Origin of the sequence: Acinetobacter sp. 22512 (assembly GCF_052044755.1) — a bacterium.
GTDB classification, from domain to species: Bacteria; Pseudomonadota; Gammaproteobacteria; order Pseudomonadales; family Moraxellaceae; genus Acinetobacter; species Acinetobacter pittii.
In genome coordinates, this window is record NZ_JBQENP010000003.1 from 65,631 (window position 1) to 87,576 (window position 21,946).

Below are 21,946 nucleotides of genomic sequence, written 5' to 3' on the forward strand. Positions count from 1 at the left end.
CCATTCAATTGATTGAATTATTCATGAAGTATTTAAAAGGGTTTGTCATTTTCACCGTTGTTGTTCTAATTTTATGGTGCTTTAAATTTTATGATCAGCAGTTACCCACACAACCCAAACAAGACAACATAGAGCTGTATGATTAAATAATAGTTTCTCTCAAAAATAAAAAGGCATGCACTTACATAAGCACATGCCTTTTCAATATTTAAATTAGGCTTTCTTTAAATCAAGCTTTTTCAAAACTTCAGCCACAGCAATCATAGCAAAGCTTGAAGTCACCACTACCGCTGAACCATAGCCACCACAACGTAATCCCGCCGATGGGCAAATATCTGCACTAGAAAATGGATTATCGATTGAATAAATACAGGTAATACCAAATTTCTCTTTTGGCTTTTTACAAATACCTCGAGCACGAAGCTGGCTACGGAGCTTCGCTAACATTGGATCTTGTTCTGTTTTTGATAAATCAGCTACGCGGATTTTAAGGGGATCGATCTTACCACCTGCTCCGCCTGAAACAATCAAAGGAATTTTATTAAAACGACAATGAAGCATCAAAGCCAATTTTGCTTTAACGTCATCGATGCAGTCCAAAACAATGTCTGGTACAGGGTTTAAAAGCTCTGTGACATTTTCAGGCGTTAAAAAGTCATCAATAATATTAACTTTAATACGTGGGTTAATTTGGCGGCAACGTTCCGCCATAATTTCAACTTTTTCACAGCCCAAAGTTGATGTCATCGCAGGTAGCTGACGGTTTACATTTGATGCTGCAACCACATCCATATCGACTAATGTAATCTCACCAATACCTGTACGCGCTAAAGCTTCTACCGCCCAACTGCCGACACCACCAATACCAATCACCATCACATGACTTTTTTCATAGTGCTGGAACGATGAATCACCATAAACTTTGGCTACACCTGCAAAACGGCGGTCATATTCATCTTGTTGGAGATCGGTCATTGCTACTCTTTGGGGATATAAAACACGGGAGGTATTTTACCTCAATCAATTGGTATCGCATATCTTTTACGATATTATGAGTGGGAAAAGCTCCTTAGAACTTATTAATAATGAATCAAGAATTTAATCAAAAAATTATCTTATGTATTCCTGGTATTTGGGAAAATCATCAAGCTCTATTACATGCCCTACTTGTTAATGAAACTGGATATATTTATGCGGGCTCAATTATTAAATCTTTAACAAACGAATATTACGCTGAAGTTGAAGAATATGAAAATGATCCGAATGTCAGTGAGGTTTTTAGATCATTTAGTCTAGGTCGTTTTTCTGAAAGCGAATTAAAAAAAATTGAACAACATAATATGGTTATTTATGTTGTTTGTGATGGAGGATCAATAGAGTTAGCACAACAAGCTCTGTTATTAGGTCAGACCCTCATGAAAGCAGGTGGCTTAGCAATTAAAGTTGAGACTTCGGGTCTTACACACCTTAAAAGCGATTGGCTTAGCTATAACGCTGAAAATATATTAGATCTATTTAAAGCCTTTATCCCTATTATTTCTGATGATAATTTACTCTACTCTTGTGGAATGCAGCAATTCGGCAAACCAGATGGATGTATAAACCTAAAGGTAGATCAAGCATCCTATATTTTGAATAACTTCTTGTTATATCTTCTTATAGAAAACCCAGAGTTATTAGAAAATCAAACTTTTTCGGCTGATGAAGAATCAGAACCACTAAAGCTTTCCCTAAAAGCATCTAGCGATTTTTTTGATGTAGATTCACTATATTTTAATCCATTCGATGTTTGGGTACTGACGTCATCATTTAGCTGGAAGAAATTATTTAAATTTAGTTAGATTTTCATAAAAAGAAACCCCATATTTTACGGGGTTTCTTTTTTAACTAACCAGCAATCAAATTCCGAAGTACATAATGCAAAATACCACCCGCCTTAAAGTACTCGACCTCATTTAACGTATCAATTCGACATAACACATTAAAATGGCTCGCTACTCCATTTGGTCCTTTGACATCAACTTCAAGAATTTGATGAGGCTGAACGCCATCAGACAAACCTCGAATTGATATCACCTCATGACCAGTTAAGTTGAGAGATTGTCGAGTTTGTCCATCAATAAACTGTAATGGCAACACGCCCATACCTACCAAGTTTGAACGGTGAATACGCTCAAAACTTTCAGCAATGACAGCTTTTACACCTAACAAGTTCGTTCCTTTAGCAGCCCAGTCACGTGAAGAACCCGTTCCGTATTCTTTACCAGCAATAATCACAAGCGGTGTATGTTCTTGTTGGTAACGCATTGCTGCATCATAAATAGCGAGCTTTTCACCACTTGGCACATGAATGGTATTACCACCCTCTTCACCACCAAGCATTTCGTTCTTAATACGAATGTTGGCAAAAGTACCTCGCATCATGACTTCATGATTACCGCGTCGAGAACCATAGGAGTTAAAGTCTTTTGGCTCAACACCTTGCTCTTGTAAGTATCGACCTGCTGGGCTGTCTTTTTTGATATTACCAGCCGGTGAAATATGGTCAGTCGTTACCGAGTCACCAAGCACTGCCAAAATACGCGCCTGTTCAATATTTTTAATTGGTTTTGGTGGCTCACCAATTCCTTCAAAGAATGGCGGATGGCGGATATAAGTCGAATCATCCGCCCATTCATAAGTTTTACTTTTCGGAATCTGAATGGATTGCCAGCTTTCATCACCATCAAACACCGCAGCATATTCTTTATGGAACATCTCTGTATTTACTTTCTGTAAGACAGCATCAATTTCTGCCTGACTTGGCCAGATATCTTTTAAATAGACAGGTTGTCCATCTTTACCTTGCCCAATAGGTTGCGTAGTCAAATCGGTACGAATATTACCAACTAAACCATATGCCACTACCAAAGGTGGCGAAGCAAGCCAGTTTGTTTTAACTAATGGATGTACGCGTCCTTCAAAGTTACGGTTACCAGAAAGTACTGATGCAACATTTAAATCATGGCATTGAATTGCATCTTCCACTGGCTCCGGTAGTGGACCTGAGTTACCAATACAAGTTGTACAACCATATCCCACCAAGTTATAGCCCAACTCATCTAAATACGGCGTAAGTCCAGCAGCCAGCAAATAGTCAGTCACGACTTTAGAACCTGGTGCAAGAGAGCTTTTCACCCACGGTTTACGCTGCAAACCTTTTTCAATCGCTTTTTTAGCAAGTAAACCTGCTGCTAGCATTACACTTGGGTTAGAAGTATTGGTACAAGAGGTAATTGCCGAAATAACAACATCACCATGATTTAATGGATAAGTTTTTCCTTCAATCACGCAAGAAGGACTTTCATGTTGGATATTTGCTTTTTTTGCCTCGACAGCAGTGCCGCCACCGCCTTCATTTTCTAAACGCTCTTTAGCTTCTTTGGCTGGTTTTAAAGTTAACTCCATAAGGGCATTAAAGGTTTTCGGCACCTCTGATAAAAGCACTCGATCTTGTGGACGTTTTGGTCCTGCTAGACTTGCCTGAACCGTACTCATATCAAGGCTTAAAGTATCGGTGAAAACAGGTTCATCACCCGCATTACGCCATAAACCTTGCGCTTTGCTATACGCTTCGACTAGTTCAATACGATCACTTTGACGGCCAGTTAATTTCAAATAACCCAAAGTCACTTCATCAATCGGGAAGAAACCACAAGTCGCACCATACTCTGGTGCCATGTTGGCAATGGTCGCTCGGTCAGCCAGTGGTAAATCGGCTAAACCATCTCCATAGAACTCTACAAATTTACCCACTACCCCTTTCTGACGAAGCATTTGAGTAATGGTCAGCACCAAATCAGTTGCCGTAATCCCTTCTGGTAATTTTCCTGTGAGTTTAAAACCAATGACCTCAGGAATAAGCATCGAAATCGGTTGGCCCAACATAGCCGCTTCGGCCTCAATTCCGCCCACACCCCAACCTAAAACACCTAAACCATTAATCATGGTGGTATGTGAGTCTGTACCCACTAAGGTGTCAGGGAAAGCAAAGGTTTGTCCATTATCTTCACCTAGCCACACCGCTTGAGCCAAATATTCTAAATTGACCTGATGGCAAATCCCCGTACCCGGTGGCACTACACTAAAGTTATTAAATGCAGACTGTCCCCAACGTAAAAATTGATATCGCTCACCATTACGCTGCATCTCGATTTGTACGTTTTCTTCAAACGCCTGATCATCGGCAAAATAATCAACCATGACAGAGTGGTCAATGACTAAGTCTACAGGAGATAATGGATTAATTTTTTCAGGGTCACCACCCGCTTGCGCCATCGCTGCTCGCATTGCAGCTAAATCAACCACTGCAGGCACACCCGTAAAATCTTGCATTAAAACCCTTGCAGGTCGATATTGAATTTCTTGATCTGAGGTGCGGTTTTTTAGCCATTCTGCTAAAGCATGGATGTGTTCCGTTTTAACGCTATGCTGATCTTCAAACCGTAATAAGTTTTCCAATAATACTTTTAAAGATTTCGGCAGTTTGGCAATATCCCCTAGCGTTTTCTCTGCTTGGGCTAAGCTAAAAATCTGATAATTGCTGGAACCTACTGTTAGCGTCTGTAAAGCATTAAAACTATTGATATTGCTATACTTAGCCATTGGGTTATCCTCCCACGTCTGGCAATGTTATTTTTCACGTTTTTACATGTTGTTTTCTTACTTTAAGCTTCTTTTTTAATCGCTGTGTTTTGTTTTAGTTACTATTTCTAATCTTTGATTTTTATTACGATAATTTCAATGCAGTAAGAGAGTTTTTCCACAGCAACTTAGCCAAATCTGGCTCTGGCATATTTAAATTTTCAGCCAGACTTTGTAAAACATAGGGCAAATTAACAGGGGTATTACGAGTCCGCTGTTCTGTTGAGGTTTGACAGCAAAGCGGTGTCATATCTGGACAATCTGTTTCAATCACCAAGTGCTCTGCACCTATAGCCTGCACAACCGTATGAAGTTTTTTTGCATTTGGATTGGTAATCTGCCCCGTCACACCAATTTTAAAACCAAGCTTAATAAGACCCTTTGCCTCTTCTACTCCACCACTAAAGGCATGAGCAATTCCGCCAAATTTAAATTTTTGAGCTTTTAATATAGCAAGCACATCACCGTGCGCTTTTCGAATGTGGAGTAACACTGGTTTTTGGTATTGGGTTGCAAGCTCTAACTGAGCTGCAAAATATTGTTTTTGCTTTGCATATACATCTGGCTGCTTATGTTCTTTCAAGAAAGTATCTAAGCCAATTTCACCTACAGCCACGCAGTTTTCTTGCTGCAAGATTTGTTCAAGATGAGAAAGATGCTCTGGTTGATGCTGTTCAATATAAAACGGGTGTAAGCCTGGTGCTAAATAAGAAGTAGGCACATTTTCCCAACTTTTTAACTGATGATTAGTCTGCACCAACTCATCAAAACGTGACTGTAGAAAGCCAATTAAAACCAAAGCATCTACACCCACTTTTTTAGCCTCGAGTGCTAGCTGCTGCCGATCTTCATCAAAATCGGCAACATCGAAATGGGTATGGGTATCAAACAAATGCATTAGCCAGCACTTTTTGCAACTGGTGCCGAAGCTGGTTTGGCTTTAGGCTGTGGCAAATACTCTTCTTTCAATACATCTTGCAATTGGTCATAAGGAATGACTAATCGAGGGAGCCCAACCACGTATGGGCCAATTTCATACTCACCGTATTGAAGGATTAAACCTTGCTCACCCAACAAGAAGTTATTAGATAATTTAAATGGCCATGCTTGTTCATAGTCAGCAACATTATCAGCCAATTTAGAGTCCGTCACCCATGTCTTAAAGGCTTCATGCGCTAACTTCTCTAAAGTTGCTTTTTGCTGAGGACGTAATAAATCTTCAAGCTTAATTTGCTTTTGCTCTTTTAAATCAAAATTATAATAATGCTGTGCAGCAGAGCCATGAGCCCCACCTAAATAACTACTACTGTTAAGCACTACAGTTACAACTTTACCTTGAGCCTGCAAAATCTTAGGTTTAACTAAAAGATTAATCTGATGATTACTACTTAAAGCTTTTAACTCATTATCTAGATCAATAAATGAATTTGCATAGCGCTGCACCTGTGCATCAAAGCTATTTTTTTGCTCTGCACCCGCAACTGCTGAAGTTTCTGCTTTTTGTTCCGCTTGCGTGCCCTTAGCATCAGGTTCAGCAATTTCTAAAATTTGATTTAATGTACTTAAGATTTGTTGATCTATAATTTTGTCAATAAAAGGAAAATTACTCTGTAAGCGCTCTACCGTAAATTCTGGACAAGTTTTACCATCACAATCAGGTAAAACCACCTTACTAGGAGTTGTTTCACCCTTCAAAGTCAACTCTACTGGCTTTTGTTCTTGAACAGTTGATTTCTGCTGCTCTTGAGAATCCTTAGGATCAGCTTTAGGTTGGCATGCTGCCAGAAATATAGCAGAAGCAAGCAAAGTTAATCGCAGTGAAGCTTTAGAAGATAACATCATATTTTGCCTTTTATTCTAAGGAGATTACGCTGTGCCTTTCTAAGAAATTAGCGCATATAAATAGAGGTTGCAAATTCTGCTACTATCTTAAAACATTTGTTCATAAACCTCGGGTTGTAATATTTTTTTGGTCTGTTCTTTAGATAAATAAATATCGAGCTGTGGAGCTTCTTTAGTAATCTGGTTTGCCTGATAATGTAAGCCAACCCCTTCACCATCAAAGAACCAATCTGCCTGCCCCCAATATAAAGTTTTTGGTGCTTCTTTCTTTATGTCAGCAGTCTGCTTTTTTAACCAGTCTTGATATGCCACCTGCACCATTTGATGCACAGTAGTTTGTTGATCTTTTTTCAAAACATCTAATAAAGTTAAGCTCTTATGCAGTTTTCGGTCAGCCACAAAAAAGTAATAACGGTCTTTAATCGTGAGCTCTTCTTGCTTGGTATCAAGTCCTAATTGCAATAAAACATATTGGTTACGCTGCGATGCAATACGGGTATGAAGATGCAATTCATAAGCCCGATTCTTTGAATATTTATCTTGCCATTCATCAGACTTTTTAACATAGGCATTAATGGCTTGCTGCAAACTTAAGTCTTTTTTCAAATCAATTTGATCTTGAATTACCTTAGCCTGACTTTTCGCGATCCATTCATTTAGCCATGCATCTTGAGTCTTTATCGTTTGAATATCGACATCAATACAATTTTTCTTCTCACAAAATGGCAAAGCATAATCAGCTTTTACTTGTTGCAAGTTTAGAAATGGGAGTACTTCAGCTTTCTCTATATTTTGATTTTGGTTAGAAGCTGATTTCATTTGAGAAGATGATGAAGGTTGAAAGCTTTTCCAGACAAAAAGGCAAATAGCTAAAAGTAATATGATTACCGCAACTAAAAGTGCAATAACTGTCTTTCTATTCAAATTCATTTCATCATCCTTTCTTATTTTTCAAAACAAAACAGCTTCTGTTCGAAGCTGTCTGTCAAATCTTAAAGATTAGTGTTCACGCGTGTTACGGAACTGAATATCAGGCCAACGCTCTTGCATAATCTGCAAGTTCACACGACTTGGTGCAAGATAAGTTAAGTGACCACCACCATCGATAGAAAGCTGATCATGTGCTTTTTTCTTAAATTCATTGAGAATCTTGTCATCATCACAATGAATCCAACGAACCGTATTAACACTTACAGGCTCATACACGCAGTCAACTTTATATTCTTCTTTCAGACGGTAAGCAACAACGTCAAACTGAAGCACACCCACTGCACCCACAATCAAATCATTGCTAATTTGTGGCATAAATACCTGAGTTGCGCCTTCTTCAGACAACTCTTTCAAACCTTTTTGCAATTGTTTTGACTTTAATGGATCTTTCAAACGCACACGACGGAACATCTCTGGTGCGAAGTGAGGAATACCTGTGAAATGTAGATCTTCACCACTTGTGAAAGTATCACCAATTTGAATTGTGCCATGGTTATGCAAACCAATAATATCACCTGGCCACGCTTCTTCTAGATGTTCACGTTCACCCGCAAGGAATGTCAATGCATCACTAATACGAACATCTTTACCAATACGTACGTGATTCATTTTCAAACCTTTTTCATATTTACCTGAGCAAATACGCATAAAGGCAATACGGTCACGGTGTTTCGGATCCATGTTTGCTTGAATCTTAAAGACGAAACCAGAAAAACCTTCTTCTTTAGCATCGACAACACGCTCTTGTGTTGGATGCGCTTTAGGTTCTGGTGCCCAATTCATAAATGCGTCTAACACGTGGTCAACACCAAAGTTACCTAATGCTGTACCAAATAGAACTGGAGTTTGTTTACCTTGTAAAAATAATTCGCGGTCCAAAGGCTCATTCGCCATTTGTACGAGCTCAAGTGACTCTTCAAAAGACGCCCAAGCCAGCTCACCTACTTTTTCACGGATATCTGCATGGTCATAGCCATCGCGTACTTCAATATCTGTAATAGTTGAACCAAAACCTGCTTTGTAGACATACAATTTGTTTTCAAGAATGTTGTATACACCCGCAAAATCACGCCCCATCCCTAATGGCCATGTAATTGGTACACAGCGAATATTGAGGACATTCTCAATTTCATCCAGTAACTCAAGTGGTTCACGAATCTCACGGTCCATCTTGTTTACAAATGAAATGATCGGAGTGTCACGCATACGACAAACTTCCATCAATTTGATGGTACGTTCTTCGACACCTTTTGCACCATCAATCACCATTAATGCAGAGTCAACTGCAGTTAGGGTACGATAAGTATCTTCAGAGAAGTCTTCATGCCCCGGTGTATCAAGTAAGTTAATGGTGTGACCTTTATAAGGAAACTGCATAACAGAAGTGGTAATAGAAATTCCACGCTCTTTTTCCATTTCCATCCAGTCAGATGTAGCTGCGCGGTCAGATTTACGGCTTTTTACCATCCCTGCAACCTGAATTGCTTTACCCCATAACAGTAATTTCTCTGTCATGGTCGTTTTACCGGCATCGGGGTGGGAAATGATGGCAAATGTGCGGCGTTGAGCAACCTGTGCCGCTAACTCATCTTTAAAACTCATGAAATACACCTACTGCGGAGATTGCAGTGCCAAAGACCTAAAGTCGATCAAAATAAAAATTGGCGTAATTGTAGCAGATTTATAGAACTGTTTAATGATTGTTGATAAGCCATGAGTTATTCACAAACTTTTTAGATCTTTTTTGAGAATGTAGTTTAGCTCCTTAGAAATTTTACAATTAAAAAAGCCCACCTGTTTAAGATGGGCTTGATTAAGACTTAATAGAATCTTTACGCCAATTTCTTTTCTTCAATGAATTGAACATCGGCAATTTGTGCATCCCAGAACTCATTCCATAAAGCACAGTAATCAATACATAGCTTGGTTAAGCTTTCATAATCATCTTTTGTAATTGCTTGTGCTAATGCAAACCACAAGTCATCTTCATGATCGTCATCAGCAGCCTCAGATGTTTCATCCGTAGATACCCCATGTACATGGTAATAACCACCACCTTCAACATCGATATTTACGAATTTAGTTGCTTGACGTAATGGAGGACTAAAAAGAATGACTTCCTCCTCTGCAACAGCTAATAATGCCACGACGTTAATATAACTATCATAAGAAGATTCTAAAAATGATCTAACCTGATTAGCGATTTTTGATGGTTTATAATTGCGACGGTCAAGTTCCGTTAAACCATAATCATTTAGTAAATCTTCATATAAAGGATAATGAGCATATTCAGGATTACCCAGATAGTAATTATCTTTGTCTAAACCAGGGCGAAAACCAAACTCATCAAGTATATTTAAACTTAATAATACCCGTGGATACATCTTCGCTCCAGAGTGGAGTTTAGGTTCCAATTGTTTTGTTAAAAATTGAGCCTTTAATAAAGCATCAGTAAAAATTTGTACAATCGCATGACGATATTCTAAATGAATAAGAGTCAAACGTTGTTTATCAAGATATCCACCGTTTAACAGTTCAATAGCAGGATGGTTGCAAACTGGTAACTCTGCAATCGTTTTTCTTAACTGTTTAAGAAATTGTAAATTTTCATCCCATTGTTTTGCAGGAATACTATTTTTCATCCCCTGCAATGCTTTTTCTCTTGGATTATTAAAATCTTCAAATTTTTTTAACATAATGATTCTCTGTAAAAAGTTTTTCTTATAGTTAAGTTATAGGCTCTCTCTTTATTACAATTTTGCATTCAATTGCTAAAATAAATTCCGCACACCCATACTTAACAAGTTGATAGTATGTGTATTATCTCAACAAATCAACGGATTAATTAATAATATTTAAAAAAGTAAACTATTACCAATTAAATATATAATATGTTGTTTTTTAAATCAACCAAGCTATTGAATAAATATAATTTTTTAAATACTATAAAATAAGTTTTATTTAAGCTTATACACTTTACAATAGCAAAGTTAATCAAAAAATATCCGCAACGGGGAACCCGATGACAAAAAGAGAAACTATTATAACAACAGCAACATCCCTCTTTAACCAAAAAAGCTATACTTCTATTGGTGTTGATCGCATTATTGCTGAGTCAAATGTTGCAAAAATGACTTTTTATAAATACTTTTCTTCTAAAGAAGCCTTAATTGAAGAATGTCTTTATAAAAGAAATTTAGAGATCCAATATTCAATATTGGAAAAAATAAAAAATACCAACAACCCATTGATTAAATTAAAAAAGATATTTAATTGGTATATCGATTGGATTAATACAGATGACTTTAATGGCTGCTTATTTAAAAAAGCGACAATAGAAGTCATGCAATTGTACCCTTCTATTAAGCATCAAATTAATGAGTATCGGGAGTGGATTTACTCATTAGTTTTCTCAGCTCTTTCAGAGTTAGAAGTAGAAAACACAAAAATCCTAACAGGGCTCTTTCTTAACATTGTAGATGGAATCATTATTGATGGCACTATAAATAAAGGAAAGATTAATCCAGAACAAACGTGGTCTTATATAAACAAAATTATTGAATTAGAAACAGTTCGAGAGTATGCAACTATTTAATTTATAAATTAATTAAATAGTTATATTTTAATAAAGATAAAAAGTATTTTTTAATTCGGTGGAGTCTAATCTCCAACTCCACCCAAAATTTATCCAAACCTTAAAAATTAATATTTCTATTTAGCTTCATCCTCATTAATTCCAATTATTATATAAACTTCACAATATTTTATAATAATTCTTTTTACTCCTTATATTCTATAAAATATAAACATCAATTTGTTAGTAATACTTTATACTTGCAGTATATATTCATAAATTATTATATGTAAAATACTCAACTAACTGAGAAGCTAATACTATTCACTACTACAAATATATAGGTGTTTTTTAGAAGATAAATTTATTTTAATTAATTGTTCTTTAAAGATAAAATTAAAAGGAAATATTAGGTTTAAAAATCGATATAGAAAAGATTAAGCGAAGTGAGCACCTTGAGATTCAATCAGTTGATCGACGTGAACAGGCATTCCTAATAAATACCCCTGAAATTGCTGACAACCTAAACGGGTTAAAATTTCAACTTGCTGTTGAGTTTCCACCCCTTCCGCTGTTACGGTTAAACCTAACTTTTTAGCTAAATGTATTATACTTTCTAATATAACTTCTTCTTTTGAGCCTGGTTTTAAGTCAACGATAAAACCACGATCAATTTTCAATTCATCTACAGGTAAATCTTTTAAATATAAAAAGCTTGAATGGCCTGTTCCAAAATCATCAATTGCGACTCGAATGCCCATATCACGTAGTCGCTCACAAGCTCGAATACTTAAATCAATATGCCGCATTGCTGTTGATTCAGTAATCTCAACAATTAAGTGATGGGGTTGAATTTGATATTTTTTTAACAATGCTTCGAGCGTACTAAATAATTTTTTATTTTCAAACTGTAAGGCCGATAAATTCACTGCGACTGGATAAAATGGGGTGTTACTGCGTTCCCACTCTTGAATTTGCAGGCAAGCTTGCTCAAGTGCCCAATATCCCATTGGAATGATCAAACCCGTTTTTTCTGCACCTTCTATAAACATATGCGGTGTGAGTATTCCTAAAGCTGGATGATTCCAACGGATTAATGCTTCAACACCACAGACCTCAAGATTCGTATTAAATTTTGGTTGGTAATATAGGATGAACTGCTTTTCTTCTACGGCCTTATAAAGATCATTGATCAGTTTTGACTGACTTCTCGTTTCTTGTTGGTGGGTTGAATAACTAAAGATGGTGTAAGTATTTCGGCCTTGTTCTTTAGACATGAGCATCGCGGCATCAGCGTTCATGAGTAAGTCCTGAACATTTTGTCCATGCTCAGGAAATAGTGCCACTCCTAAGCTTGCAGAGATATTAATTTCTTTACCAGAAATCTGATAACTCTCTTGAATCAGCTGTAAAACTTTCTCAGCCAAAATAACTGCTTCATCGGCATTTGTATTTTCAGCAATAAGTAAAAACTCATCACCGCCAATTCTAAGTAGTTTGCACTTCTCATTGAGTTGCCAATGTAAGCGGTTCGCCATCTGAATAAGTAATTGATCACCCACATGATGTCCAAATGCATCATTCACCGATTTAAATCGGTCTAAATCAATATATAAGAAAGCAATTTTCTGGTCTTTGTATCGATGATCTGAAAGTAATACTTCAGCATAATCCACTAAATAAAGGCGGTTAGGTAATTTGGTTAAATTGTCTTGTATAGATAGGTTAGCTAATTCTTTATTTGCCTTACGCAGCTCTAAATTCTGTTGAGTAAGGCGTTGCTCTAACATTGCAACAATAAAACTTGCTACGAGTACCAAACAGGTGACTAGAATAATTGTAAATAATAATAAGTCATGCTCAGCCTGATATTGGCTAATAAATTTATCAGTAATATTCGTCGCAATAAGCGCTGTGTAGTGCATCCCCATAATACTTAAGGTCATCATAACCGAAAATGCGATTTTTAAAGTTAAGCGATATCGTTCAGTGTCTTTTAATTTATAGGCGAGTAAAAACGCTAGCCCTGAACCACTCATTGCAATTAATACAGAAAATAAAAGTAAAAACGAAGTGTAATCTTTTTTATAAACATTAATATTCCAGCCCAACATGCTAATGTAATATGAAGCTGAAATTCCGATTCCCATAATAATCGAGCTCAAAATGAGTCTAAATAAAGGGAGCGTAAAACGCGAAGTCAACCACATCGCAATGCAAGATAACAATGCACTAATGGCATAAGAAATTGCAATTAAAGGAATATTAGAGTGAGCAGTATCAAACAGATGATAAGCTTGTATACCAACAATATGGACGATGCTAATTGCTAAGGCGAGTAGCAATCCATTAATAAATAAAATTAAGGACTCAAATTTCTTATAGACTTGCTTGAATATTAGCTGCTCCATGGAAATTACAATATAACAAATGAAGCCAGCTGCAATAAAAGAGCCGACGATCAATGTGCTATCGTAATCAACATGACCCATATTGGACTTCCATGATTATTCAATACTTTTTTTTATTTTGTTCAACTCATTGCCCAAAATACAATTAAACATGTTAAAGAAATTTTAGTAAATTTGACTTATTCAGTCAGTTATAAACAATAACATTATCTATCTTTTGGTCAAGTATTTTTTACTTTATAAATCAATAAAGTAAATAAAAATTAAGCAGCCAATTATATGAAAAATATAGAATTTATTTAATCTAGTCAAGTTGACCTAATCGCAATTTTCGCATTCAAATAAAATAGTATAAATAAAGAACCCTGCTTAAAGCAGGGTTCTTTTAAAGCGTTAGATAAAGAAAATTAGTTCTTTTCTTTGTCTACGATTTTGTTTGCTTGAATCCATGGCATCATTGCACGCAACTTATTACCAGTTACTTCAATACCATGTGCAGCATTTTGACGACGACGAGCAGTCATAGATGGGTAGTTTAACGCACCTTCTTGAATGAACATCTTAGCGTACTCACCAGATTGAATACGTTTCAATGCATTACGCATTGCTTCACGAGATTGTTCGTTGATTACTTCAACACCAGTTACATATTCGCCGTACTCAGCATTGTTAGATACTGAGTAGTTCATGTCAGCGATACCACCCTCGAACATTAAGTCAACGATCAATTTAAGTTCGTGTAAACATTCGAAGTAAGCCATTTCTGGTGCATAACCAGCTTCAACTAAAGTTTCGAAGCCCATTTTCACTAATTCAACCGCACCACCACAAAGAACTGCTTGCTCACCGAATAAGTCAGTTTCAGTTTCTTCACGGAATGAAGTTTCGATAATACCTGTACGGCCGCCGCCTACGCCAGAAGCATAAGAAAGAGCAACGTTACGTGCATTACCAGAAGCATCTTGGTGAATTGCGATTAGGTCAGGAACACCTGAACCACGTTGGAACTCTGAACGTACAGTGTGACCAGGTGCTTTTGGAGCAACCATGATTACGTCTAAATCTTTACGTGGAACAACTTGGTTGTAAAGAACAGAGAAACCATGAGCAAATGCAAGAGTCGCGCCTTCTTTGATGTTTGGCTCAATCACGTCACGGTAAAGTTGTGATTGGAATTCATCTGGAGTCAAAATCATTACGAGGTCAGCTTGCTTAACAGCAGCAGGAACTTCTGCAACTTTAAGACCTGCATTTTCAGCTTTCTTCCAAGAAGCTGAATCTGCACGTAAACCTACAGTTACGTCTACGCCTGAGTCTTTAAGGTTAAGTGCATGAGCATGACCTTGAGAACCGTAACCAATAATCGCTACTTTCTTGCCTTGGATGATTGATAAGTCACAGTCTTTATCGTAAAAAATTTGCATTTGTGTTCTCCGCTAAAATACTTTTTAAAAAATTAAATGGCTAATACTTTTTCGCCACGGGCGATACCAGATACACCTGAACGAACGACTTCTAGAATAGTGTTTTCTGCAAGCGCATCGATAAAACCATCTAATTTTTCAGTTGTCCCTGCTATTTGAATGGTATAGGTAGTTGGTGTCACGTCTACAATCTGCGCACGGAAAATATCCGCCGTTCGCTTAATTTCAGCACGTGAAGCACCTAACGCTTTTACTTTAATCAGCATCAGTTCACGCTCAATGTGTGAACCTTCTGATAAATCAACTACTTTTACAACTTCAACAAGTTTATTGAGCTGCTTTGTAATCTGTTCAATCTTATGGTCATCACCATAAGTTGTTAATGTTAAGCGTGACAAAGTTGGGTCTTCGGTTGGCGCAACATTCAGTGTTTCAATGTTATATCCACGTTGGCTAAATAAACCAACAAGGCGAGAAAGCGCACCAGCTTCGTTTTCAACGAGTACAGAAATAATATGTCTCATTATGTACGCTCCCCTTTACCTAACCACATATCCTTCATAGACTGACCTGCGATCAGCATTGGATAAACATGTTCCGTGCGATCAACCATGACATTAATGAATACACATTTATCATTAATCGCCATTGCTTCAGCAAGCTTCGACTCTAGTTCATTAGCATGATCAATCTGGATACCAACGTGACCATAAGCTTCCATTAACTTGCCAAAATCAGGCAATGATTCAACGTATGAGCTTGAGTGACGGCCCTCATAGTTCATATCTTGCCACTGCTTCACCATACCTAAAGCACGGTTATTCAAGCACAAGATCTTCACATTCATGCCATATTGCTTACACGTTGAAAGCTCTTGAATACACATTTGAATTGAAGCTTCACCAGTAATACAAACAACTTGTTGATCTGGGAAAGCGAGCTTCGCAGCCATTGCATAAGGTAAACCTACGCCCATGGTGCCCAATCCGCCTGAGTTAATCCATTGACGTGGACGTTTGTATTTGTAATACAACGCACCAAACATTTGGTGTTGGCCCACATCTGAAGTGATGATGGCGTCACCGTTAGTGACTTTATATAAAGCTTCAACAACTTGCTGTGGCTTCATTGTGCCATCGGTCGGGGTTTCAAACTTTAAACCATGAACTTTACGCCATTCATTAATTTGATCCCACCACGCAGCAATTGCTTCAGGGTTTGGCTTAGACACATTTAATTGTTTCAATTGCGTCAACATTTCCTGAAGTACAGGCTCAACTGCCCCTACAATTGGAATGTGCGCCATAATTGTTTTTGAAATGCTCGCCGGATCAATATCAATATGAATAACTTTAGCATTCACACAGAATTTTGCTGGGTTATTGGTTACTCGGTCATCAAAACGCGCACCAATTGCAAGAATGACGTCAGCATTATGCATCGCCATATTTGCTTCATAAGTACCGTGCATACCTAACATACCCACGAATTGTGGATCATCACCAGGGAAGCCACCAAGGCCCATAAGTGTGTTAGTTACTGGATAACCTAGTAAATGTGCGAGTTCAGTCAATAATGCTGATGCATTACCTTGAACAACACCACCACCCGTATAAATTACAGGGCGTTTTGCACTTAAAAGCTCATCAATTGCTTTACGAATTTGGCCAGAATGACCACGTGAAGGTGGCTGATAAGAACGCATCTTCACTTTTTCAGGATATTCGTATGCAAATTTTTCTGCAGGATTTGTTGCATCTTTAGGAATATCGACTACAACTGGACCAGGGCGACCACTTGCTGCGATATAAAATGCTTTTTTGATAATTGCAGGAATTTCGCTTGCATGACGAACTTGGAAGCTGTGTTTCACGATAGGACGTGAAATACCTACCATATCAGTTTCTTGGAAAGCGTCTTCACCAATAAGATGTGATGCAACCTGGCCAGACAAAATCACCATTGGGATTGAGTCCATATAAGCTGTTGCAATTGGAGTCACAGTATTAGTTGCGCCAGGTCCAGAAGTGACCAGTACTACGCCAGTCTTACCTGTAGCACGCGAGTAAGCATCTGCCATATGACCAGCAGCTTGTTCATGACGTACGAGGTAATGATTAATTTTGTCTTGTTGAAATAGCGCATCATAAATATGTAATACAGCGCCGCCTGGATAACCAAAAACATGTTCAACGCCTTCGTCCGCAAGAGCACGAACGAGCATTTCACCACCAGATAAAAGTTCCAACGTGATTCACCCTAAAAATCTTTATCACTATTTATGGAAGGCACAAATAGTGTTTCATTCATTGAATTGTCTGCACTGTTATAGCACACATATTGTCTAGTTTTCGTTGCAATAGAAAAATTTCTGTTTTTCAGCCGTATAAGCTTTTTTAACATTAATAAAGCATGTCTGGATATACATACTTTAAGTAAAATCAATCTCTCGGCTAGAGAGAATGTCTATTACAAAACATGACGGTTATTCGAAGGGTGATCAAATAATCGCATATAAAACTAAAGGAAGCATTTTTGTTGTTTAATTCACTAAAGTCAAGATTAAAGAAACACTTTTCTATGATTATTTTTTAACTGACTATTTTTTCATCTTATTTGATTTTTCCACTTTTCTTTTTTTATGACTACCCCGCTTTTTTCAGGTTTATTCTTGTTTAATTTTTAACGGAAAATAAATCCATCCCAAAACTGCATTTTTGTCGATTTTGCGCTATGCTGTGCAACAATCTTTAATATCAATTTTTGTTGTATAGCTTACGTCTATGACTATTTCTCACATTGACCCCGAATATCAAGCAAACACGATTGAACCATCAGTTCAACAAGATTGGGAAAATCGTAAAGTCTTTAAAGTTGCCGACACTGTCGAAGGTAAACATCGTTACATCCTGTCGATGTTTCCTTACCCAAGCGGCAAGCTGCATATGGGGCATGTGCGTAACTATACAATTGGCGATGTGATTAGCCGTTTTTACCGTTTAAAAGGTGAAACTGTATTACAACCTATGGGTTGGGATGCATTCGGTTTACCTGCGGAAAACGCAGCAATTGCCCATAAAGTTGCTCCGGCAAAATGGACATTTGAAAACATTGCGTACATGCGTGACCAATTAAAAAAATTAGGTCTATCTGTAGATTGGGATCGTGAATTTGCAACTTGTACACCAGAGTATTATCACTGGGAACAATGGTTATTTGTTCAGCTTTATAAAAAAGGCCTGATCTACCGTAAACTTTCAACAGTAAACTGGGATCCAGTTGACCAAACTGTTTTAGCAAACGAACAAGTTGAAAATGGTCGCGGATGGCGTTCTGGTGCATTGGTTGAAAAACGCGATATTCCAATGTACTACTTCCGTATTACTGACTATGCACAAGAATTATTAGACGACCTAGACACCCTACAAGACGGCTGGCCTCAACAAGTGTTGACCATGCAACGTAACTGGATTGGTCGCTCTACAGGCATGGAAATTACTTTCCCATCTGCCAATACCGAAATTTATGCTGATGGCTTAACTGTTTATACAACACGTGCTGACACGCTTATGGGCGTGACATATGTTGCCGTTGCAGCAGAACACCCTCTTGCGCTTAAAGCGGCTGAAAAGAGCCCTGAATTGGCTGCATTCATTGAAGAGTGCCGCATGGGTTCAGTTGCAGAAGCGGACTTGGCAACAGCCGAGAAAAAAGGCATGGCGACAGGTTTGTTTGTAAAGCATCCTGTAACTGGTGAAGAGCTTCCTGTCTGGATCGCAAACTACGTATTAATGTCTTACGGTTCTGGCGCAGTGATGGCTGTACCAGCGCATGACGAACGTGACTTCGAATTTGCCAACAAGTTCAACTTGCCTATTAAGCAAGTAATTGATGCCAAAGGCGGTGACGATGCAGACTACTCTGCAATTGAGTGGCAAGAATGGTACGGTTCTAAAGAAGGTAAACTTGTTAACTCTGGTGAGTTTGATGGTTTAGAATTCCAAGCTGCATTTGATGCATTCCTTGCAAAATTAGAACCACAAGGTTTAGCAAATTCTAAAGTTCAATTCCGTTTACGTGACTGGGGTGTTTCTCGTCAACGTTACTGGGGTTGTCCAATTCCAATGATTAACTGTGATACTTGTGGTCAAGTCACAGTTCCAGAAGACCAGCTTCCAGTTGTATTACCAACTGACGTTGTTCCAGATGGTTCAGGTAACCCGCTTAATAAAATGCCTGAATTCTATGAAACGAAATGTCCTTGTTGTGGTGGCGATGCACGCCGTGAAACAGATACATTGGATACATTTGTAGAGTCATCTTGGTACTACGCACGCTATGCGTCTCCAGACTTCACTGGCGGAATGGTGAAACCTGAAGCTGCTCAAAACTGGCTTCCTGTAAACCAATATATTGGTGGTGTTGAACACGCGATTCTTCACTTACTTTATGCACGTTTCTTCCACAAATTAATGCGTGATGAAGGTGTAGTACAAGGTAATGAACCATTTACCAACTTGTTAACTCAAGGCATGGTGCTTGCGGATACATTCTATCGTGAAGCAGAAAATGGTAAGAAGACTTGGTTTAACCCTGCTGATATCGAATTAGAACGCGATGAAAAAGGTCGTATTCTTTCTGCAAAATATTCAGGTGACGGTCAAGAAGTTGTGATCGGCGGACAAGAAAAAATGTCTAAGTCGAAAAACAACGGTATCGACCCACAAGCGATTATTGATCAATACGGCGCAGATACAGCACGTGTATTTATGATGTTCGCTGCTCCACCAGATCAATCTTTAGAATGGTCTGATGCAGGTGTTGAAGGTGCAAACCGTTTCTTAAAACGTGTGTGGCGCCTTGTAGCGAGCTTCCTTGAAAAGGGCAACCAAGCTTCTACGATTGATGCAGCTAACTTGTCTAAAGACGCTCAAGATTTACGTCGCAAAACACACGAAACTATTCAAAAAGTAAGTGATGATATCGAACGTCGTCATGCATTCAATACTGCGATTGCTGCTTTGATGGAATTGTTAAATGCGAGCAACAAGTTTGAAGCAAAAGATGATAATGACGTTGCTGTAGAACGTGAAGCGATCACCACACTGTTAACTTTACTTGCTCCATTTGCACCACATTTAAGTCAAACATTATTGGCTCAGTTTGGTACAGATGTAACAGAAGCGACATTCCCTGAAGTCGATGCTTCTGCATTAACTCGTAATACACAAACGATTGTTGTACAGGTTAACGGTAAACTTCGCGGTAAACTTGAAGTTTCGGTTGATATTTCTAAAGAAGATCTATTAGCTCAAGCTAAAGCTCTTCCAGAAGTTCAACAATTCTTAACAGGACCAACAAAGAAAGAAATTGTGGTTCCAAATAAATTAGTTAACCTCGTGGTTTAATTAAAGTTATTAATGAGAGGATCAAGCATGCACTTTGCCAAACGTTTAGCCGCTGTTGTTTTGACCTTAGGCCTTAGTGCAGGCTTAGTCGGGTGTGGATTTCATTTAAAAGGAACCAACCCGACTGCAACTCCGCTTGTTTATAAAAAATTAAGCCTTGAGTTACCAGCTAAAACTGATGATTTAGAAACCCAGTTAAAAGTTTATTTAGCTGCAAATGGTGTTCAATTCAGCAATGATAATGATGCCTACGTACTCCGTGTTTTAGAGTACACACCACGTCGTCAGCTTTTAAATGGAAAACTAACGGAAGTATTATTACGCTTAACCGTAACCTTCCAGATTGAAGACCGTCAGGGTAATAAAATTACTGAACCACGTTCATTAACTGCATCTCGTAGTTACCAATATGATCTTGCAACGGTTAACACCGAAAATCAGCAAGAATCTTATTTGCAACGTATTGTGATCGATGACATTGCACAGCAAATTACTCGTCAGATTTCAGCAAACCGTTTACCAAAAGCTCAGCCTTAATCTTTATTTTTACCAGCAATGAAAATTGACTATTTACAAGCCTTAAAACGCATTCCGGAAGCACGGGGTGCGTGGATTTTACATGGCCAAGAACCTTTACTGGAACAAAATTTATTAGATGCTTTTCGTAAAAGTTGGCAACAACAAGAAGTTGAAAGACAGCGCTATGATATTAGTAGCGTGAGCGACTGGAAGAATGTTTTTAACGCTCTTAACAGCTTATCTTTATTTTCTCAGCAGCTTGCCATTGAAGTGCATGGCAATATAAAGCCTGACGCAAATGGACTAAAACAGCTTAAAAGCTATATTCAACATAATGAAACTAACCTGCTTTTAATTGTTTTACCTAAGCAAGATAGTAGTAGCTTAAAGTCTGCTTTTTTCCAAGTTGTGGAAGCAAATGGTGTTGTTGTTGCCCTAACGGCAAACTATCCGCAAGACCGCCAAAGAATTTTATCTGCCGAAGCAGAGAAACTTGAAATTCAACTCGATAATGATGCCTGGCAATGGCTCATGCAGCATCATGAACATAATTTGCTCGCAGCTAAGAATAGCTTGATGCGTGTAAGAGATACTTTTCCAGACCAACAACTGATTCAAATTGAACAGTTATATGCTTGTCTACAAGATCAATCTCGTTATACCACTTACGATTTAAGCGACGCGCTATTAGAAGGTAATCTCGCTCAATCCATTAAAATTTTTCAATATTTAATTGCTGCTGGCGAACCAGAAAGTCTAATTTTATGGACTTTAAGTAAAGAAATGCGTTTATTGATGCAATTATTTGAGCAGCCTCATAATGCATTACAACTTGGTATCTGGAAAACAAAGGTTGGTTTATATCAACAAGCTTTAAGAAGATTAAATCCTCAACAGTTTTTAGGCTGGTCTACCCTTCTATTGCAAGTTGATGCGGCAATTAAAGGAATGTCGAATGAAAATGCCCAACATTTGATGCAGCAGGCCATTGCTGAATTATGTGGTAAAACGCTATTTATACAATAATTCGGCGGAATCATTTTTCTTCATTCTTGAAATATAATAAAAATTCACGTTTTATCCTCATTTCGCTTT

The 21,946-nt window shown here is 37.9% G+C and carries 17 protein-coding genes; 6 read left to right on the forward strand and 11 right to left on the reverse strand.

Going from position 1 to position 21,946, the window contains the following annotated elements:
• The first annotated feature begins 23 nt into the window (after window positions 1-23).
• Complete coding sequence (locus ACTJJG_RS04710; protein ID WP_080612973.1) at window positions 24-146, forward strand: hypothetical protein; 123 nt, start codon at window positions 24-26, stop codon at window positions 144-146.
• 67 nt (window positions 147-213) lie between these two features.
• Here ACTJJG_RS04710 and ACTJJG_RS04715 read toward each other — a convergent pair whose 3' ends face one another.
• A complete protein-coding gene (locus tag ACTJJG_RS04715) occupies window positions 214-975 on the reverse strand; it encodes a tRNA threonylcarbamoyladenosine dehydratase (RefSeq protein ID WP_017482052.1) in 762 nt (253 codons plus the stop codon).
• Window positions 976-1,085: 110 nt separating this feature from the next.
• On the opposite strand from ACTJJG_RS04715, the gene ACTJJG_RS04720 reads away from it, so the two are divergent.
• Entirely contained in the window at window positions 1,086-1,841 is a 756-nt protein-coding gene (locus ACTJJG_RS04720; RefSeq protein ID WP_032056187.1) for a DUF4261 domain-containing protein, read from the forward strand.
• A 46-nt stretch (window positions 1,842-1,887) separates the two neighbouring features.
• Here the strand turns inward: ACTJJG_RS04720 and acnA are convergent, their stop codons facing one another.
• The 6 genes from acnA to ACTJJG_RS04750 all read right to left on the reverse strand — a co-directional run bounded on the left by acnA (window position 1,888) and on the right by ACTJJG_RS04750 (window position 10,211).
• Window positions 1,888-4,644 (reverse strand): aconitate hydratase AcnA, encoded by a 2,757-nt coding sequence (gene acnA / locus ACTJJG_RS04725; protein ID WP_032056189.1) that lies wholly within the window; start codon window positions 4,642-4,644, stop codon window positions 1,888-1,890.
• A gap of 124 nt (window positions 4,645-4,768) precedes the next feature.
• Complete coding sequence (locus ACTJJG_RS04730; protein WP_372552486.1) at window positions 4,769-5,581, reverse strand: TatD family hydrolase; 813 nt, start codon at window positions 5,579-5,581, stop codon at window positions 4,769-4,771.
• Window positions 5,581-6,522, reverse strand: a complete 942-nt coding sequence (locus tag ACTJJG_RS04735; protein WP_017482048.1) for an RsiV family protein — start codon at window positions 6,520-6,522, stop codon at window positions 5,581-5,583. The genes ACTJJG_RS04730 and ACTJJG_RS04735 overlap by 1 nt, the downstream gene beginning before the upstream one ends.
• 90 nt (window positions 6,523-6,612) lie before the next feature.
• Entirely contained in the window at window positions 6,613-7,455 is an 843-nt protein-coding gene (locus tag ACTJJG_RS04740; RefSeq protein ID WP_002117238.1) for a hypothetical protein, read from the reverse strand.
• 69 nt (window positions 7,456-7,524) lie between these two features.
• Window positions 7,525-9,117 (reverse strand): peptide chain release factor 3, encoded by a 1,593-nt coding sequence (locus tag ACTJJG_RS04745; protein WP_016142208.1) that lies wholly within the window; start codon window positions 9,115-9,117, stop codon window positions 7,525-7,527.
• Between the two features lie 230 nt (window positions 9,118-9,347).
• Complete coding sequence (locus ACTJJG_RS04750) at window positions 9,348-10,211, reverse strand: hypothetical protein (RefSeq protein WP_017482047.1); 864 nt, start codon at window positions 10,209-10,211, stop codon at window positions 9,348-9,350.
• A 326-nt stretch (window positions 10,212-10,537) separates the two neighbouring features.
• Between ACTJJG_RS04750 and ACTJJG_RS04755 the strand changes: the two genes are divergently transcribed.
• On the forward strand, window positions 10,538-11,110 hold the full coding sequence (locus ACTJJG_RS04755) for a TetR/AcrR family transcriptional regulator (RefSeq protein ID WP_002117307.1): 573 nt from the start codon (window positions 10,538-10,540) through the stop codon (window positions 11,108-11,110).
• Window positions 11,111-11,526: 416 nt separating this feature from the next.
• Here the strand turns inward: ACTJJG_RS04755 and ACTJJG_RS04760 are convergent, their stop codons facing one another.
• The 4 genes from ACTJJG_RS04760 to ACTJJG_RS04775 all read right to left on the reverse strand — a co-directional run bounded on the left by ACTJJG_RS04760 (window position 11,527) and on the right by ACTJJG_RS04775 (window position 17,172).
• Window positions 11,527-13,581 carry a bifunctional diguanylate cyclase/phosphodiesterase gene (locus ACTJJG_RS04760; protein WP_005066201.1) on the reverse strand — a complete coding sequence of 685 codons (2,055 nt, stop codon included), beginning with the start codon at window positions 13,579-13,581 and terminating at the stop codon, window positions 11,527-11,529.
• 326 nt (window positions 13,582-13,907) lie between these two features.
• On the reverse strand, window positions 13,908-14,924 hold the full coding sequence (gene ilvC / locus ACTJJG_RS04765; RefSeq protein ID WP_002115094.1) for a ketol-acid reductoisomerase: 1,017 nt from the start codon (window positions 14,922-14,924) through the stop codon (window positions 13,908-13,910).
• A 32-nt stretch (window positions 14,925-14,956) separates the two neighbouring features.
• Window positions 14,957-15,448 carry an acetolactate synthase small subunit gene (ilvN, locus tag ACTJJG_RS04770; protein ID WP_002114824.1) on the reverse strand — a complete coding sequence of 164 codons (492 nt, stop codon included), beginning with the start codon at window positions 15,446-15,448 and terminating at the stop codon, window positions 14,957-14,959.
• Window positions 15,448-17,172, reverse strand: a complete 1,725-nt coding sequence (locus ACTJJG_RS04775) for an acetolactate synthase 3 large subunit (RefSeq protein ID WP_017482044.1) — start codon at window positions 17,170-17,172, stop codon at window positions 15,448-15,450. The genes ilvN and ACTJJG_RS04775 overlap by 1 nt, the downstream gene beginning before the upstream one ends.
• 535 nt (window positions 17,173-17,707) lie before the next feature.
• On the opposite strand from ACTJJG_RS04775, the gene leuS reads away from it, so the two are divergent.
• From leuS to holA, 3 genes are read left to right on the forward strand one after another with little or no spacing between them, the layout of a single operon-like run.
• Complete coding sequence (leuS, locus tag ACTJJG_RS04780; RefSeq protein WP_372552485.1) at window positions 17,708-20,332, forward strand: leucine--tRNA ligase; 2,625 nt, start codon at window positions 17,708-17,710, stop codon at window positions 20,330-20,332.
• A gap of 27 nt (window positions 20,333-20,359) precedes the next feature.
• Window positions 20,360-20,869 carry an LPS-assembly lipoprotein LptE gene (locus ACTJJG_RS04785; protein WP_002115142.1) on the forward strand — a complete coding sequence of 170 codons (510 nt, stop codon included), beginning with the start codon at window positions 20,360-20,362 and terminating at the stop codon, window positions 20,867-20,869.
• An 18-nt stretch (window positions 20,870-20,887) separates the two neighbouring features.
• On the forward strand, window positions 20,888-21,877 hold the full coding sequence (holA, locus tag ACTJJG_RS04790) for a DNA polymerase III subunit delta (RefSeq protein WP_017398822.1): 990 nt from the start codon (window positions 20,888-20,890) through the stop codon (window positions 21,875-21,877).
• Window positions 21,878-21,946: the final 69 nt, after the last annotated feature.